15 protein-coding genes are annotated in these 14,196 nt (G+C 66.9%); 9 read left to right on the top strand and 6 right to left on the bottom strand.

The genetic code is table 11. From position 1 onward, the window contains the following. Both AC5P5S_RS05645 and AC5P5S_RS05650 read left to right on the top strand, forming a co-directional pair. Positions 1–127: integrase core domain-containing protein (locus tag AC5P5S_RS05645; protein ID WP_146257439.1), on the top strand; the 127-nt coding region annotated here is incomplete at its 5' end. 89 nt (positions 128–216) lie between these two features. After that, positions 217–603, top strand: a complete 387-nt coding sequence (locus AC5P5S_RS05650; RefSeq protein WP_062605500.1) for a VOC family protein — start codon at positions 217–219, stop codon at positions 601–603. A gap of 138 nt (positions 604–741) precedes the next feature. Here AC5P5S_RS05650 and AC5P5S_RS05655 read toward each other — a convergent pair whose 3' ends face one another. From AC5P5S_RS05655 to pdhA, 4 genes are read right to left on the bottom strand one after another with little or no spacing between them, the layout of a single operon-like run. Then, positions 742–2,139 (bottom strand): dihydrolipoamide acetyltransferase family protein, encoded by a 1,398-nt coding sequence (locus tag AC5P5S_RS05655; RefSeq protein ID WP_062605502.1) that lies wholly within the window; start codon positions 2,137–2,139, stop codon positions 742–744. Beyond that, a complete protein-coding gene (locus tag AC5P5S_RS05660; RefSeq protein WP_005411349.1) occupies positions 2,136–2,489 on the bottom strand; it encodes an SH3 domain-containing protein in 354 nt (117 codons plus the stop codon). The genes AC5P5S_RS05655 and AC5P5S_RS05660 overlap by 4 nt, the downstream gene beginning before the upstream one ends. A 1-nt stretch (position 2,490) precedes the next feature. Further along, positions 2,491–3,558 carry an alpha-ketoacid dehydrogenase subunit beta gene (locus AC5P5S_RS05665; RefSeq protein ID WP_005414714.1) on the bottom strand — a complete coding sequence of 356 codons (1,068 nt, stop codon included), beginning with the start codon at positions 3,556–3,558 and terminating at the stop codon, positions 2,491–2,493. Further along, positions 3,551–4,633, bottom strand: coding sequence for a pyruvate dehydrogenase (acetyl-transferring) E1 component subunit alpha (pdhA, locus tag AC5P5S_RS05670; RefSeq protein ID WP_049451145.1), 1,083 nt, complete (start codon positions 4,631–4,633; stop codon positions 3,551–3,553). Before pdhA ends, AC5P5S_RS05665 begins: the two co-directional genes overlap by 8 nt. Before the next feature lie 335 nt (positions 4,634–4,968). On the opposite strand from pdhA, the gene AC5P5S_RS05675 reads away from it, so the two are divergent. The 4 genes from AC5P5S_RS05675 to AC5P5S_RS05690 all read left to right on the top strand — a co-directional run bounded on the left by AC5P5S_RS05675 (position 4,969) and on the right by AC5P5S_RS05690 (position 9,554). Beyond that, positions 4,969–5,844 (top strand): tryptophan 2,3-dioxygenase, encoded by an 876-nt coding sequence (locus AC5P5S_RS05675; RefSeq protein ID WP_005414712.1) that lies wholly within the window; start codon positions 4,969–4,971, stop codon positions 5,842–5,844. A 181-nt stretch (positions 5,845–6,025) separates the two neighbouring features. Next, a complete protein-coding gene (locus AC5P5S_RS05680; protein ID WP_005411345.1) occupies positions 6,026–7,525 on the top strand; it encodes a peptide MFS transporter in 1,500 nt (499 codons plus the stop codon). A 19-nt stretch (positions 7,526–7,544) separates the two neighbouring features. Further along, the gene (locus AC5P5S_RS05685) at positions 7,545–8,150 is read left to right on the top strand and encodes a thioredoxin family protein (RefSeq protein WP_012481458.1); all 606 of its coding nucleotides are present in this window, start codon (positions 7,545–7,547) and stop codon (positions 8,148–8,150) included. Positions 8,151–8,414: 264 nt separating this feature from the next. Further along, on the top strand, positions 8,415–9,554 hold the full coding sequence (locus AC5P5S_RS05690; RefSeq protein WP_049395603.1) for a hypothetical protein: 1,140 nt from the start codon (positions 8,415–8,417) through the stop codon (positions 9,552–9,554). A gap of 79 nt (positions 9,555–9,633) precedes the next feature. On the opposite strand, the gene AC5P5S_RS05695 is transcribed toward AC5P5S_RS05690, so the two are convergent. Further along, on the bottom strand, positions 9,634–10,191 hold the full coding sequence (locus AC5P5S_RS05695) for a MarR family winged helix-turn-helix transcriptional regulator (RefSeq protein WP_080047716.1): 558 nt from the start codon (positions 10,189–10,191) through the stop codon (positions 9,634–9,636). A gap of 66 nt (positions 10,192–10,257) precedes the next feature. Here AC5P5S_RS05695 and hppD point away from each other — a divergent pair, with 66 nt between their 5' ends. Together hppD and hmgA are read left to right on the top strand one after the other, a co-directional pair. Next, on the top strand, positions 10,258–11,370 hold the full coding sequence (gene hppD / locus AC5P5S_RS05700) for a 4-hydroxyphenylpyruvate dioxygenase (protein WP_005411340.1): 1,113 nt from the start codon (positions 10,258–10,260) through the stop codon (positions 11,368–11,370). Between the two features lie 85 nt (positions 11,371–11,455). Continuing rightward, a complete protein-coding gene (gene hmgA, locus AC5P5S_RS05705; RefSeq protein WP_005411339.1) occupies positions 11,456–12,754 on the top strand; it encodes a homogentisate 1,2-dioxygenase in 1,299 nt (432 codons plus the stop codon). An 84-nt stretch (positions 12,755–12,838) separates the two neighbouring features. On the opposite strand, the gene AC5P5S_RS05710 is transcribed toward hmgA, so the two are convergent. Then, positions 12,839–13,375 (bottom strand): hypothetical protein, encoded by a 537-nt coding sequence (locus tag AC5P5S_RS05710; RefSeq protein WP_062605504.1) that lies wholly within the window; start codon positions 13,373–13,375, stop codon positions 12,839–12,841. Between the two features lie 125 nt (positions 13,376–13,500). Between AC5P5S_RS05710 and AC5P5S_RS05715 the strand changes: the two genes are divergently transcribed. Then, positions 13,501–14,157 carry a hypothetical protein gene (locus tag AC5P5S_RS05715; protein ID WP_049395608.1) on the top strand — a complete coding sequence of 219 codons (657 nt, stop codon included), beginning with the start codon at positions 13,501–13,503 and terminating at the stop codon, positions 14,155–14,157. Positions 14,158–14,196: the final 39 nt, after the last annotated feature.

Raw genomic sequence — 14,196 nt, forward strand, 5'->3', positions numbered from 1 at the left:
CCAGCGCAATTCCGTGCTGACCCAATGGCTGCACCACTACAACTGGCACCGCCCTCACATGGGGATCGGTGGCCAGCCACCTATTTCCAGAGTCCTGCTGAACAACGTGGTGGGTTTACACAACTAACAGTCGACTCTACCAACAATCGACTCTACTGACAGAATCTGTCAGCAGGGCCGTACCACCATGAGCGCTCCCAACAACGGAGCTTCCCCATGTTCACGCCCAGCACCCTGCTGCAGTACGTGCGCGACGTCGCCGCCAGCGCCACCTTCTACAGCGGCATCCTCGGCAAGCCGCCGGTCGAGCAGTCGCCCGGCTTTGCCCTGTTCCTGCTCGGCGATGGCGCCGCACTGGGCCTGTGGCAGCGCGATGACGTGCAGCCGCCGGTGTCCGCGCAGGCCGGTGCCGCGGAGCTGGCGATGGTGGTGGCCAACCCGGAGGCTGTGCAGCAGATGCACGATGCGTGGCGCGCTCTTGGTGTGGAGATCCTGCAGGCGCCGGTGACGCTGGAGTTCGGCCATACTTTTGTCGGGGCAGATCCTGATGGCCACCGCCTGCGTGTGTACAGCCGCGCCGAGGGCCTGGTCGCGCGCGATTGATCGCCCGCATTGTGTAGATCCACGCCATGCGTGGATGGAGCGCGACGGAGCAGGCACAAAAAAACGCCGGGCAATGCCCGGCGTTTTCTCCAAGTCATGTGCCAACCAACGGTTGGCACCCACCGATCAGGTGGCCGATCAGCTGGCCAGCGCCAGGTCGTCCATCATTGCGCGCAGGAAGCGCGCCGCTTCGCCGCCGGTGGCCGCGCGGTGGTCGAAGGTGACCGACAGCGGGATCACCTTGTGCGCTTCCACGCCGCCCATCACCGGGGTCATCTGGTGGCGGGCACGGCCGGCACCGACGATGGCCACGCACGGCGGCACCACGACCGGGGTCGCGTAGCGGCCGGCGAACATGCCGAAGTTGGACAGCGAGATGGTGTAGCCGCTCAGTTCCGAGGCGGCGATCGAACGCGATTCCACCTGCTCGCGCAGGCGGTTGACGCCTTCGCGGATGCCACGTGCATCCAGCATGTCGGCATTGCGCAGGGCCGGCACGAACAGGCCGTCGTCGGTGTCCACGGCGATGCCGATGTCCACCTGTGCGTGCAGGGTGCGGGTCAGCGCTTCACCGTCGAACCAGGCGTTCATCGCCGGCACCTTCTGCGCGGCGACCACGATCGAACGCACCAGGCGCGCGGTGACGTCGTTGCCCGGCACCCAGGCGTGGATGTCGGCGTCGTCGTTCAGCGTAGTCGGCACGACCTTGCTGTGCGCATCGGCCATCACGCGGGCCATGTTGCGGCGCACGCCCTTCAGCGGTTCCGGCTGGCCCTTGGCGACCACGCCCGGCGGCTGGGTACGCATCGGCTTGCCGGCGGCGGACAGCGGGGTGCGGGCTTCGCTCTGCACCGGGGCAGACACCTGCGCCGGGGCCGGCGCGGCATAGGCAGCAGCGGCAACCGGTGCCGGAGCAGCGCCGAGCTTGGCGGTGCCGTTGGCGGCGGCCTGCTTGACGTCGGCCATGGTGACCGCGCCATCGGTGCCGGTAGCGGCCACGCGGCTCAGGTCCACGCCCAGCTTGCGCGCCATCGCACGCACGGCCGGCACGGCCTTGACGCCACCGACGGCCAGCGCCTGCTCGGCGTGCACGGCGTTGGAGCTCTGCATGGCGCCGACCACGGTGCCGGCATCATCGCGCTCGGCAGCGGCGGGCTTGGCTTCTTCTGCGGCCACCGGTGCGGCAGCAGTGGGAAGCGGCGGCGGGGTCGGTGCGGCAGCCGGCGCGGCCGGTGCGGCATGACCATGGCTGTGGCCGGTGTCCTGGCCATCGGCACGCTGCGGCAGGTTCGGGTCCAGTTCGAAGCTGGCCAGCACCGAACCGGTCGGGATGATGTCGCCGGCACCGCCGGACAGCTTCAGCACCTTGCCGGAGAACGGCGAGGGCACTTCCACCACGGCCTTGGCGGTCTCCATCGACACCAGCGGCTCGTCCAGCTTGATCACATCGCCTTCCTTGACGAACCACTCGACGATGGTCGCGTCCGGCAGGCCTTCGCCCAGGTCGGGCAGGTTGAAGTTCTTGGTCTGGCTCATTTGCAGTTCTCTTCCAGCAGTTCCAGTTCGCGGGCCGGCAGCCAACCCGTCGCGCCATTGGCGCGCTCGGACCACCACCACCCGCCGTGTTCGTGATGAAGCTTCACCATCTCGCCGCTTTCCACATCCAGCTCGCGGGCGTCGTAGTCGCACAGCGCTTCGGCGCGACCCTCGTCCAGCAGCTGCAACCAGGCGATGGGCGCCCATCCAGCGCGCCCATCGTTGGTGCGTACCCAGGCAAACGCCGGCCATTCCTCGTCACGTACACCTACTTCGACGATCTGGCCGGTGTGGAACCGGAGCGGGTTGGGATACTGGCTGCGGTAAGCCCCCAGAAGGCGGGCCCGCATGTCAGCCGGCCGCCACCGCGCGCTTGGCCGCAGCCACGATCCGCTCAACGCTCGGCAGGTACTTCATTTCCAGGCGGAACAGCGGGATGTGGGTGTCGTAGCCAGTGACGCGCTCGACCGGGGCCAGCAGGTCGTAGATCGATTCCTCGGCCAGGCGCGCGGCGATCTCGGCGCCGAAGCCCGCGGTCTTCGGGGCCTCCTGCACGATCACGCAGCGGCCGGTCTTGGCCACCGATTCGGCGATGGTGGCGAAGTCCAGCGGACGCAGCGTGGCCACGTCGATGACTTCGGCACTGATGCCTTCGCCGGCCAGCTTGTCGGCCGCTTCCAGCGCTTCCTTCACCTGCGCGCCCCAGGTCACCAGGGTCACGTCGGTGCCGTCGCGCAGCACGAAGCAGACGTCCAGCGGCAAGGCTTCGCCGTCGTTGACGACCACTTCCTTGTACTGGCGGTAGATGCGCTTGGGCTCCATGTAGATCACCGGATCCGGTTCGCGGATCGCGGCCAGCAGCAGGCCGTAGGCGCGCTGCGGCGACGACGGCAGCACCACGCGCAGACCCGGCACGTTGGTGAAGATCGCCTCGTTGGCTTCGCTGTGGTGTTCCGGCGCGCGGATGCCACCGCCCCACGGCACGCGCAGCACCATCGGGCAGTGCAGGCGGCCACGCGTGCGGTAACGCAGGCGTGCGGCGTGGCAGACGATATGGTCGACCATCGGGTACATGAAGCCATCGAACTGGGCTTCGGCCACCGGCTTCATGCCCTGCGCGGCAAGACCAATCGTCAGGCCGGCGATGGTGGTTTCATCCAGCGGGGTGTCGAGGATGCGGTCCGAGCCGAAGCGCTGCTGCAGACCGGCAGTGGCGCGGAACACGCCGCCGTTGACGCCCACGTCTTCGCCCAGCACCAGCACCGACGGGTCGTGTTCCAGCTCCCAGGCCAGCGCCTGGGTGATGGCTTCGATGAGGGTGATCGGGGTGGTGGTCATGCTCTCTTCTCCGCGCGCGACCGCAGCGCTGTCGGCGGCGTTGGTGTGCGCGCCGGGCGCGCCGTTCTTGATCTCATCCATGGCGCTTCTCCAGGGCGATCGCCTGGGCACGCTGGGCCAGCAGGTCCGGCGGCGGATCGGCATACAGGAAGTCGAACATCGCCTCGACCGGCTGCACCGGCGTGTTGAGGTACAGGTTCACTTCCTCGTCCACGCGCGTGCCGCACTCGGCGACCCAGGCAGTCTCTTCGTCCTCGCTCCACACACCGGCGTTGATCAGGTACTTGCGCAGGCGCAGCATCGGCTCGCGCTGCCAGGCATCCTTCACTTCGGCGTCGTCACGGTAGCGGCGCGCGTCATCGGCAGTGGTGTGGTCGGACAGGCGATAGGTCATCAGTTCCAGCACGGTGCCGCCGTCGCCGGCCAGCGCACGTTCGCGCGCCTGCTCCATGGCCGCCAGCACCGCGATCAGGTCGTTGCCATCCACCTGCAGGCAGTGCAGGCCGCCCGCCAGGCCCTTCTGCGCCAGCGTTTCGGCACCGGTCTGGGCCGAACGCGGAACCGAGATGGCCCAACCGTTGTTGACGATGCACAGGATCAGCGGGAGCTTGTAGGCGCCGGCCGAATTCAGTGCTGCGTAGAAGTCGGTCTTGGAGCTGCCGCCGTCGCCGCACACGGCCACCGCGATCTGCGGTTCCTTGTTGAGCTTGAACTTCAGCGCCGCCCCTGCGGCATGCAGGCACTGGGTGGAAATTGGCACGCAGAACGGGAAGTCCTTGGCCGCGTTGCCGCCGTAATCGTTGCCGCGTTCGTCGCCGCCCCAGTACATCAGCACGTCGTGCGGGCGCACGCCACGCATGAACATCGCGCCATACTCGCGGTACGAAGGCGCGAACACGTCGTCCTTCTGCATCGCCGCGCCGATACCCACGTGTGCGGCTTCGTGGCCCAGGCAGGCGGCATAGGTGCCGAGCTTGCCGGTGCGCTGCAGTGCGATGGATTTGCTGTCGAACGTACGTACGAACAGCATCTGCTTGAACAGCGGTACCAGGACCTTGGGGTCGCGCAGCGACGCAGGCAGGTCATCGCGGACGAGTTTGCCGTCCGTATCCAGGTACTGCAGGTATTCGATCTTGAATTCAGCGGCAACCGTCATTGCGTACTGCACCTTCGACAGAGAAGTTACAAATGATATGAATCGCCATGTTAAGGAACGCGTACGGAATAGCCTTCCTGCGCCGCAACACGGGAATTCCCCGTTTTACCCCTGCCGGCGGGTGGGGGGCCAATAACAACAACGTATTCAGTCGTTGCTGCAAAGCATCAGAATACGCCTCTGGCTGACCGCCAGTACAACGGCCTGGACGGTTCCACGCGCAGGCCCGGGATCGGCCGATGCTCCACGGCCAACCGCACGCCCGGGTATGGACCCGGCGGCTGCCAGCGCGGCGGCAACGCGCTACCCTTGCCGCCCCCGATCTGGTCCCGCCCATGTCCGTCGACAACAACCAACGCGATCTCGAAGCCGGCATCCACACCGACCTGCAGGGACGCCTCACCTACGGCGGCTACCTGCGGCTGGACCAGCTGCTCAGCGCGCAGCAGCCGCTGTCCAGCCCGCCGCACCATGACGAGATGCTCTTCATCATCCAGCACCAGACCTCGGAGCTGTGGCTGAAGCTGCTGGGCCATGAGCTGCGTGCCGCAATCGGCTTCCTGCAGCGCGATGAAGTCTGGCAGTGCCGCAAGGTGCTGGCGCGCAGCAAGCAGGTGCTGCGCCAGCTGACCGAGCAGTGGTCGGTGCTGGAAACACTGACCCCGTCCGAATACATGGGCTTCCGCGACGTGCTGGGCCCGTCGTCGGGCTTCCAGTCGCTGCAGTACCGCTACATCGAGTTCCTGCTGGGCAACAAGAACGCGCAGATGCTGCAGGTGTTCGAGCACGACCCGGCCGGGCAGGCGCAGCTGCGCACCGTGCTGGAGGCGCCCAGCCTGTACGAGGAATTCCTGAAGTACCTGGCCCGCTTCGGCCATGCCGTGCCGGCGGTCTACGAGGCCCACGACTGGACCCAGCCGCACGTAGCCGACGACGCCCTGCAGCCGGTCTTCGAACGCATCTACCAGGACACCGACCGCTACTGGCGCGAGTACGCGCTGTGCGAGGACCTGGTGGATCTGGAGACCGCCTTCCAGCTGTGGCGCTTCCGCCACATGCGCACGGTGATGCGGGTGATCGGCTTCAAGCGCGGCACCGGTGGCTCGTCCGGCGTGGGCTTCCTGGCCAAGGCACTGGAGCTGACCTTCTTCCCCGAGCTGTTCCAGGTGCGCACCAGCCTGCAGGCCGCGCCCCCGGCCGAACAGGCCTGATCCGTATTCAGCTTGGATCCCGGCCGGCGGCTGGATCGTTTCAGATGCAAGTTCAGCGAGCAGGCTGGCACCTGCCTCAAACGGCGTGTATTTGACGTGAACGCCAGAAGTCGGTGATCCTCGCGCGTTGCTCCAACTGCACACCGGACGTGCTCGTCATCCACCGAACCAGGAAATCCGCATGAGCGTAAACGCCACTGCGAACACCCCAGAGCCGGCGCTGCCGGACTTCAAGACCACGCTGGGCCACCCGCGCCCGTTGTGGATGCTGTTCATGACCGAGTTCTGGGAACGCTTTGCGTTCTACGGCATCCGCTGGGCCTTGGTGCTGTACATCGTCGCCCAGTTCTACAACGGCAGCGCTGCCGGTGAAGGCGACGCCAGCCGCATCTACGGCGCCTACCTGGCCCTGGTGTACGCCGCGGCGATCTTCGGTGGCTACGTGGCCGACCGGGTACTGGGCTACCAGCGCTCGATCCTGACCGGCGCGATCATCATGGCCGCCGGCCTGTTCATGATCTCGCTGCCACAGGAGCACATCTTCAAGCTCGGCCTGGCCACGATCATCGTCGGCAACGGCCTGTTCAAGCCCAACATCTCGACCATGGTCGGCAAGCTGTACGGGCTGAAGGACGAGCGCCGCGATTCGGGCTTCACCATCTTCTACATGGGCATCAACATCGGCGCGATGATCGCCCCGGTGCTGACCGAGTACCTGGCCCGCAAGGTGTTCGGTACCGATGCGATGCCGTCCTACAAGGTCGTGTTCATCGCCTCGGGCGTGGGCATGCTGATCTCGCTGGTGTGGTTCTACATCGGTCGTGCCGGCCTGAAGGGCATCGGTGCACCGCCGGCCGGCGCCGAAGGTTTCGGCCGCATCATCATGGTGCTGGCCGGTGCCGTGGTCGCCATCCCGGTCGCGTACTTCCTGCTGGCCACCGGCGCCACCGCGCTGGCCTGGATCCTGGGTGCGATGTTCACCGCGCTGGCCGTCCTGCTGCTGGTCGAGGGCATCCGCGAAGGCAAGGTGCAGCGCGACCGCGTGATCGCCATGCTGATCATCTTCGCCTTCAACGTGATGTTCTGGATGTTCTTCGAACAGGCCGGCAGCTCGTTCACCTTCCTGGCCGAGAACATCGTCAACCGCCAGTTCGGTGACTGGACCTTCCCGACCGCGTGGTTCCAGTCGGTCAACTCGGTGGCGATCATCACCCTGGCCCCGGTGATCGCCTGGATCTGGGTGGCCATGGGCCGCGCCAATCCGTCCATCCCGCGCAAGTTCGGCCTGGGCCTGCTGTTCAACGGCGCCGCCTTTGCGCTGCTGATGTTCGCCCTGTCGCAGATGGTCGTGGACGGCAAGATCCCGTTCTGGACCCTGTTCATGGTCTACGTCATCCAGTCGGTGGGTGAGCTGTGCCTGTCGCCGATCGGCCTGTCGATGGTGACCAAGCTGGCCCCGGTGCGCCTGGTCGGCTTCGGCATGGGCGGCTGGTTCCTGTCCACCGGCATCGGCAACAACCTGTCGGGCATCTTCGCTGGCGTGGTCAGTGGTGAAGGCGGCATGACGGTCGAGTCGGCCCTGAAGGGGTATACCTTCGGGTTCTGGGCCCTGATCGGCTCCGGCGTGGTGTTGTTCCTGATCGCCCCGCTGATCAACAAGCTGATGCACGGCGTCAAGTAATGATGGGAGGGTAGAAGGCATGCGTAGCAAGCTCGGTACTGCGGTAGTGGTGGTCTGTGCGGCGCTGATCGGCGCCTGTTCCCAACCGCAACCGCCTGCCACCGCCGAGCCCACGCAGCCTCTGGATACCCGACCCACCGAGCCACCGGTCGCTGACCCCAGCGAACCGGTGGCCTCGGGCAACACCCCGGTGGCGGCAGACATTGCCGCCATCGCCGGGCTCGGTGCGCAGTTCGACCCGGCCCGCAACCCCGCCGATGATCTGGCCACCGCCAAGGTGGAAGCCCAGCGGGGCAAGAAGCGCATCCTGCTGGAGGTCGGCAACGCCGCCTGTGAGCGCTGCCGCGCGCTGGACGATGTCGTGGAAGGCAACGGCGACCTGCGTCGCTTCCGCGATGCCCACTACGTGTGGGTGAAGGTCAACGCCAGCGACGAGCAGCCCAACACCGCCTTCTTCGCTCAGTTCCCGGTGATGGAGCGCGACTACCCGCACCTGCTGGTGCTCGATGCCGATGGCGGACTGCTGGTGTCGCAGGCCACCGGCGAACTGCGCAGGGGCGAAGCCTTCCAGCCGGCACGGGTGAGCGCCTTCCTAAAACAATGGGCGCCTGACAAACCGGAATAGGGGTAGTGCCGGCCGCTGGCCGGCAGGGGTGGTGGTGGGTGGGTGCCGACCGCTGACCGCCAACCCCGGTGGACGCCGACCGCTGACCGCCATCCCCGGTGGGTGCCGACCGTTGGTCGGCACAGAAGTGCATCCACGCATCACGTGGATCTACTGTGGTTGCGGTCACATTCCCGGAATCGGCATCTCAATATCGCAACGCGCTCGCCGTTACCGGCAAGGACCTCAGTCGACATCCCGTCGACGCAACCTTCCGGAACGCCCATGCACAGCGACCACGCCGAACGACTGCCCGAACCCGCCAGTGAGTTGGCCGAGGGTGGAGCAGGCGAGGGCGTAACCCTGCCGCCGCAGGAGGCGCTGCTGGATGACACCGGAACCGGCGAGGCCACCGTCGACCTGGCGCCGCCGCGCCATCGCCTGCCGCAGATCGCGCTGCCCGACAACGTGGTGCTGAAGGGGGCGGTGCAGAAGCTGGTCGAGCAGAAGTCCCGGCTTGATGCGCTGGCCGCCGACGGTCAGCTGGCCGGGCTGCTGCCACCGGAGTGGCAGGGGCACGGCGTGCGTGCGATCGAGCTGTCCACCTTCATCCAGGGCGTGCTGCCGTTCCTGCAACCCGGCGAACGTGGCGAAACCGCGCCCGCGCGCCTGCCGGTGCGCCATGTGCTGGGAGACGACAGCCGCTGGGGCCTGGAGGATGTCGCCGAACCGAAATCGCTGGCCTGGTACCTGGCCAGTGACGAACGCGCCACCGCTGGCAGCAAGGACGTGGCCGAGGCCTATCTGGTGGGTGCGCTGGGACTGGCGTGGATGCAGGAAGGGCGCAGCCGCCCCGGCTTCCTGCGCGCGATGGGGCAGGACAGCCTGGCCGCGCGGGTGACCATGCTCGGCTACCCGCCGGCCAACGAACTGGCGCTGTACAGCGTCACCGCGCATGGGCAGCAACAGATCTGGTGCGTGCATGGCCGCCGTCGCATGCGCCCGCTGGTGGCGCCTTGGCTGAGCGTGCCGGTGCTGACCGCGTATGGCGTGCCGGCGCCGGTCGCGTGGCCGTCCAGTTTCCCGCCGGTGGAGGCCGTGGCCGAGCTGCTGGCGACCGCACGGCAGGGGCGCGCGCTGCCGGAAGTGGACCTGGCCAAGGCGGTGGCGAAGATCGCCGAGGACGCCGCCTCGGAAGCCTGGCAACCGGTCAGCCTGCTGCAGCTCAATACCTGGTCACCGCGTTGGCATTTCTTCCTGGGCACCTTCGTCGGCCTGCCGTCGCTGCTGCTGGTGGCGGCAGCGCTGGCGCTGCCGGGGGCAGTCGAAGCAGCCACGGTTGCGGCTTCCCTCGGCTTCGCCGGTGGTGCCATCGCGGCGCTCGCGGTGCCATGGATCCATGCACGGCGCAAGCATCTGAGCTGAAAAAAGGGGACGGAGGGGATTAAGCCGCAATCAGCACAGATGTGCCCAAAACGACTTAATCCCCTCCGTCCCCTTTCTTTCAGACCCCTTCGCCCATCCGTTCCAGACCTTCGCCGGCCAGGCGCAGGATCAGCTTCTCCAGCACCTGCTCTTCCTCTTCGCTCAGCACCGACATCAGCTTGCGGGTGATTTCGATCACCATCGGCGCGATGGTCTCGTACACCTCGAAGCCAGCTGCCGACAGCGCCAGCACCGAGCGGCGGCGGTCGTCGCCGTGGGTCTCGCGCTTGATGAAGCCGCGCTCCAGCAGGCGGGCCACGGCACGGCTGACCGCCACCTTGTCCATCGCCGTGCGGTCGGAGACCTCGCTGGCCGAGGAGCCCGGGTACAGCGCCAGGATGGTGATCACCCGCCATTCGGGAATCGCCAGACCGTAACGATCGCCGTATAGCTTGGCGATGTTGCCGCTGACCCGGTTGGACAGCACGCTCAGCCGGTACGGCAGGAACTGTTCCAGGTCGAGCAGGACGTGCGAGGAACGCAGGCGGGTCGAAACGGGATCGGCGGGGCTCATGTTGCGGTGCACCTTGCTGGTGGTTTCAAGTGTAACTATAAGGGGTGGGTCCAGACCCTGCATTCTCGCCGGGTCCCTACCTGCCCGCACCTGGTTTGTACCGATGCGGTACCGATTCGGAGCCACGCCATGAATACCGCAGTCCCGACCGCCTCGCATCCCAACCCCGGCATGCAGGTCACCACCTTCGAGAACCCGATGGGCATCGACGGCTTCGAGTTCGTCGAATTCGCCGCCCCGGCCGGCCGTGGCCAGGAGCTGCACGAGTACTTCCGGAAGATGGGCTTCAGCGCGGTGCTCAAGCACAAGCAGCGTCCGATTACCGTCTATCGCCAGGGCGACGTCAACTTCCTGGTCAATGAGGACCCCGATTCGTTCGCCGCCGACTTCGCCGAGAAGCACGGTCCGTGCGCCTGCGGCTTCGCCATCCGCTTCAAGAAGCCGGGCCAGGAGGTCTACCAGACCGCGCTGGGCAACGGCGCCGAAGCCATCGCCTTCAAGCCGGACAGCAAGGCGGTCAGCGCGCCGGTCATCAAGGGCATCGGCGACTGCATGCTGTACCTGGTCGATCGCTACGGCAGCGCCGGCAGCATCTACGACGGCGACTACGAGCCGATCGCCGGTGCCGACCTGCACCCGGTGGGCTTCGGCCTGACCTTCATCGACCACCTGACCCACAACCTGTATTTCGGCAACATGCAGCAGTGGTCGGACTACTACGAGCGCCTGTTCAACTTCCGCGAGATCCGCTACTTCGACATCAAGGGCCTGAAGACCGGCCTGGTGTCCAAGGCGATGACCGCGCCGGATGGCATCGTGCGCATCCCGCTGAACGAATCGTCCGATCCGAAGAGCCAGATCAACGAGTACCTGGACGCGTACAAGGGCGAGGGCATCCAGCACATCGCCTGCTTCACCGAGAACATCTACGAGACCGTCGAAGCGATGCGCGCGCAGGGCGTGGACTTCCTCGATACGCCGGAGACCTACTTCGACGTGATCGACCAGCGCGTGCCGAACCACGGTGAAGACGTGCCGCGCCTGGCGAAGAACAAGATCCTGATCGATGCCGATCCGGAAACCCACCAGCGCAAGCTGCTGCAGATCTTCACCCAGAACTGCATCGGCCCGATCTTCTTCGAGATCATCCAGCGCAAGGGCAACGAAGGCTTCGGCGAAGGCAACTTCACCGCACTGTTCGAGAGCATCGAGCGCGACCAGATCCGCCGCGGCGTGCTGTAAGGTCTGCAGGCAATGTCGGCGTCCCGCCGGCATTGCCTGTCCGAATGGTCGTGCCGGCCGCTGGCCGGCAATCTCTGGAGTTCCCATGTCCCCCGCCATCACCGCCCGCGGCTACCAGTCCGGCTTCGGCAACGAATTCGCCACCGAGGCCGTTGCCGGCGCGCTGCCGGTCGGGCAGAACTCACCGCAGAAGGTGGCCCACGGCCTGTACGCCGAACAGTTGACCGGCACCGCCTTCACCGCGCCGCGTGGCAGCAACCGCCGCAGCTGGCTGTACCGGATCCGCCCGGCGGTGACCCATGGCGAGTTCACCCCGTTCGCGCAGTCGCAGCTGCAGTGTGATTTCGGCGCTCAGCCGGCCTCGCCAAACCAGCTGCGCTGGAGCCCGCTGCCGCTGCCGGAGCTGCCGACCGATTTTGTCGAAGGCCTGTACACGATGGGTGGCAACGGCTCGCCCGATGCGCATGCCGGCGTGGGCATCCACCTATACGCTGCCAACCGCGACATGGTCGGCCGCTACTTCTACGACGCCGACGGCGAGCTGCTGATCGTGCCGCAGCTGGGCGCGCTGCGCCTGCTGACCGAGCTGGGCGTGATCGAGATCGAGCCGCAGCAGATCGCGGTGATCCCGCGCGGCGTGCGCTTCCGCGTTGAACTGCCCGATGGCCCGAGCCGTGGCTACATCTGCGAGAACTACGGTGCGCTGCTGAAGCTGCCCGACCTCGGCCCGATCGGTTCCAACGGCCTGGCCAATCCGCGCGACTTCGAGACCCCGCATGCGGCGTTCGAGGATGTGGATGGCGATTTCGAACTGATCGCCAAGTTCGAGGGCCGCCTGTGGCGTGCGCCGATCGACCATTCGCCGCTGGACGTGGTGGCCTGGCACGGCAACTACGCGCCGTACCGTTACGACCTGCGTCGCTTCAACACCATCGGTTCGATCAGCTACGACCACCCGGATCCGTCGATCTTCCTGGTGCTGCATTCGCCCAGCGACACCCCGGGCACCAGCAACATGGACTTTGCGATCTTCCCGCCGCGCTGGCTGGTGGCGCAGAACACGTTCCGTCCGCCGTGGTTCCACCGCAACATCGCCAGCGAGTTCATGGGCCTGGTGCATGGCGCCTACGATGCCAAGGCCGAAGGCTTCGTCCCGGGTGGCGCCTCGCTGCACAACTGCATGAGTGGTCACGGCCCGGACGCGCCGACCTTCGACAAGGCGTCCAATGCCGATCTGTCCAAGGCCGATGTGATCAAGGACACGATGGCCTTCATGTTCGAGACCCGCGCAGTGATCCGCCCGACCGCACAGGCGCTGGCCGCCGGCCACCGCCAGGGCGATTACCAGCAGTGCTGGAACGGCCTGCGCAATAACTTCCGCTGACCCTAGAAAGGGGACGGAGGGGATTAAGCCGCAATCAGCACACGTGTGCCTGAAACGACTTAATTCCCTCCGTCCCCTTTTTCTTCAGGCGACTTCGGCGAACGCGTCGCAATGCTCCAATGGCAACGCCTCTAGCAGGCGCTGCCGCACGCGCTGGCAATAGCCATCCGAAGTGAGCGTGGGCAGCAGCTGCATTGCCGACTGCAGTCGCTGCAGCACCTCGTCCTCCGCACGCGCCTGCTGCAGGTCGCGGAACAGCACCGCCGCCTGTGGATGCCGCTGCATTTCCAGGATGCCCAGCACGTAGATGCGCGCTGCCACCAGTGAGCGCCGGCGTTCGACCGCGGGTGCAGCAGGTGTGGCTGCCGGCGGCGTGGGCACCGGCGCCACCGCGGCTGCGGTCGACGGTGCTGGGGTCGTGGCGCCTGTGCCGGTGCTCAGGTACCCCGCCTGTACCAGCTGGATGACCATCGCCGGTGCTTCCTGGCCGAGCAGACCGGTCAGGTCGGCGACGGTACGCTGGCCGTCGCACAGGATCAGCAGCCGGCGCTGGCGCATGTCCAGCGGCGCGCGGTGGGCCTGCAGCGCGGTTCGGGCGAGATCGGTCTTGCGCGGTTGCATGGAAGGGACGGCCAGGTCGGTGCTCGCCGAGCCTGAACGAAGGCGATGAAACCGCGATGACAATGCAGCGCCTGCACACCGGATGGGCTAGCGTGCAGCCATCCTTGTGCCAGGGAACCGCACCGATGAAGCACCTTCCGCTTGCTGGTCTGTTGCTCCTTTCGCTCACCGCCTGCAGTGCTGGCCCCGACAAGCAGGGGGCGGCCGGCAGCGGCAGCGACACCCCGGCGGAAACCGCCGCGGCGACCGGACCCGCGCAGTCGACGGATCCCGACCTGGCCACCCGTCGAGCCAATGACCGTCGCGAGGACAGTCCCGCGCGCCTGGATGGCTTCGCTGGGGCGAAGCTGGGTGCCGGCATCGCCGAGGTCCGTGCCGGCTTCGGCACGCCGCTGCAGGGTCTGGGCACCGATGCGGCCGGCAAGCCACTGCCGGCTGACGACAGCAACGACGGCTGCTACTTCCTGCGCCCGCAGGATGCCGAAGATCCGCGCCTGATGATCGAGGGCCGCAAGCTGGTGCGCTACGACGTGCGCAGCGCCGCCATCACCGCACCGGGCGGTGGCAAGGTCGGCATGACCCTGGGTGAGCTGCAGGTGCTGTATCCCGAGCGCGCGGACGTCGGCCCCGACAAGTATGACGAGAAGGCCCAGCACCTGCGCGTGCGCCCGGCGCAGGAGGGCGGGGCGGTGATCGACTTCGCACTTGGTGCCGATGGCCGGGTGGGTGCCTGGCGCGTCGGACAGACCCCGCAGGTCGATTATGCGGAAGGCTGTGGCTGATCCTTGATCCACGGCCCAGCCGCGCGTACGGGCCAAGCG

The organism is Stenotrophomonas sp. YJH_SMC_54 (assembly GCF_059368435.1).

What these genes read in the sequence shown, in the direction of transcription:
- pdhA (WP_049451145.1), bottom strand. Translation starts at nt 4,633, where the DNA reads ATGACGGTTGCCGCTGAATTCAAGATCGAATACCTGCAGTACCTGGAT.
- AC5P5S_RS05710 (WP_062605504.1), bottom strand. Translation starts at nt 13,375, where the DNA reads ATGCAACCGCGCAAGACCGATCTCGCCCGAACCGCGCTGCAGGCCCAC.
- AC5P5S_RS05715 (WP_049395608.1), top strand. Translation starts at nt 13,501, where the DNA reads ATGAAGCACCTTCCGCTTGCTGGTCTGTTGCTCCTTTCGCTCACCGCC.
- AC5P5S_RS05675 (WP_005414712.1), top strand. Translation starts at nt 4,969, where the DNA reads ATGTCCGTCGACAACAACCAACGCGATCTCGAAGCCGGCATCCACACC.
- AC5P5S_RS05655 (WP_062605502.1), bottom strand. Translation starts at nt 2,139, where the DNA reads ATGAGCCAGACCAAGAACTTCAACCTGCCCGACCTGGGCGAAGGCCTG.
- AC5P5S_RS05695 (WP_080047716.1), bottom strand. Translation starts at nt 10,191, where the DNA reads ATGCAGGGTCTGGACCCACCCCTTATAGTTACACTTGAAACCACCAGC.
- AC5P5S_RS05650 (WP_062605500.1), top strand. Translation starts at nt 217, where the DNA reads ATGTTCACGCCCAGCACCCTGCTGCAGTACGTGCGCGACGTCGCCGCC.
- AC5P5S_RS05660 (WP_005411349.1), bottom strand. Translation starts at nt 2,489, where the DNA reads ATGCGGGCCCGCCTTCTGGGGGCTTACCGCAGCCAGTATCCCAACCCG.
- AC5P5S_RS05665 (WP_005414714.1), bottom strand. Translation starts at nt 3,558, where the DNA reads ATGGATGAGATCAAGAACGGCGCGCCCGGCGCGCACACCAACGCCGCC.
- hmgA (WP_005411339.1), top strand. Translation starts at nt 11,456, where the DNA reads ATGTCCCCCGCCATCACCGCCCGCGGCTACCAGTCCGGCTTCGGCAAC.
- AC5P5S_RS05685 (WP_012481458.1), top strand. Translation starts at nt 7,545, where the DNA reads ATGCGTAGCAAGCTCGGTACTGCGGTAGTGGTGGTCTGTGCGGCGCTG.
- AC5P5S_RS05690 (WP_049395603.1), top strand. Translation starts at nt 8,415, where the DNA reads ATGCACAGCGACCACGCCGAACGACTGCCCGAACCCGCCAGTGAGTTG.
- AC5P5S_RS05680 (WP_005411345.1), top strand. Translation starts at nt 6,026, where the DNA reads ATGAGCGTAAACGCCACTGCGAACACCCCAGAGCCGGCGCTGCCGGAC.
- hppD (WP_005411340.1), top strand. Translation starts at nt 10,258, where the DNA reads ATGAATACCGCAGTCCCGACCGCCTCGCATCCCAACCCCGGCATGCAG.